The sequence below is a fragment of the Haloferax profundi genome, assembly GCF_001469865.1.
Classification (GTDB): domain Archaea; phylum Halobacteriota; class Halobacteria; order Halobacteriales; family Haloferacaceae; genus Haloferax; species Haloferax profundi.
Genome location: NZ_LOPV01000205.1, coordinates 1 through 756 on the forward strand (window position 1 = coordinate 1; position 756 = coordinate 756).

1 protein-coding gene is annotated in these 756 nt (G+C 57.0%); it reads left to right on the forward strand.

The window, feature by feature from the left end:
- Positions 1–640 (forward strand): helix-turn-helix domain-containing protein (locus AUR66_RS10540; protein ID WP_157533060.1); only part of this gene is annotated, 640 nt, incomplete at its 5' end.
- Positions 641–756 lie beyond the last annotated feature (116 nt).

The window sequence follows — 756 nt, forward strand, 5'->3', positions numbered from 1 at the left end:
GCTACCCTTGGTCGGACTCGCGCAAGCGCTCCCAAGTCGCGAAATCTCGGTCGCCAACACAGTCCAACTCGATAGCGGACACCTCCTCGTCACGGTCAGTATCGACGACGACTCGAAGGAGGCTTTCGAGCGAGAACTCGACTCCCAGTCCGAAATAACCGATGTCACACCAATCGGAAAGGCAGCAGATGGATGGTTCTATCAAGTGACCGTCGACGGGGCATCCGACCTGTTAGACGCCCACGACCCCGAAGCGTTCGAAGGCGTGATGATGGACGCTACGATAACCGGCGAGGGCGTGCGAGAACTGAAGGTCTTCTCGAACTACGAGGCGTTCAGCACGCTTCGAGACCGGTGTGAAGTATACGATATCCCGATGGAGTTGCTGAACATCGCGTCGGACCCGGAGAACCCCGGGGAGCGTGACCAATTTGGGCTAACTGACAAACAGTATCGGGCACTCTCGCTCGCTTTCACCGGTGGGTACTACGACTCGCCGCGTCGCATGTCTACACAAGAACTCGCCGACAAACTTGGTATCACCGCAGCGTCCACCTCTGACCTCATTCGTCGCGCCGAACAGCAACTCATCAGCCAGACGCTCGGTCCGAAGAAGTATTTAAACACACTTACTGCTTAGCATCAAATTCTCTTCTCGGAGGGTCGTCCTAGTGCGTAATGGCAACCACCACTGGACGCGTCGCACTCGTCACCGGCGCATCGTCTGGAATTGGCGAAGCGACGGCGAAAACACTG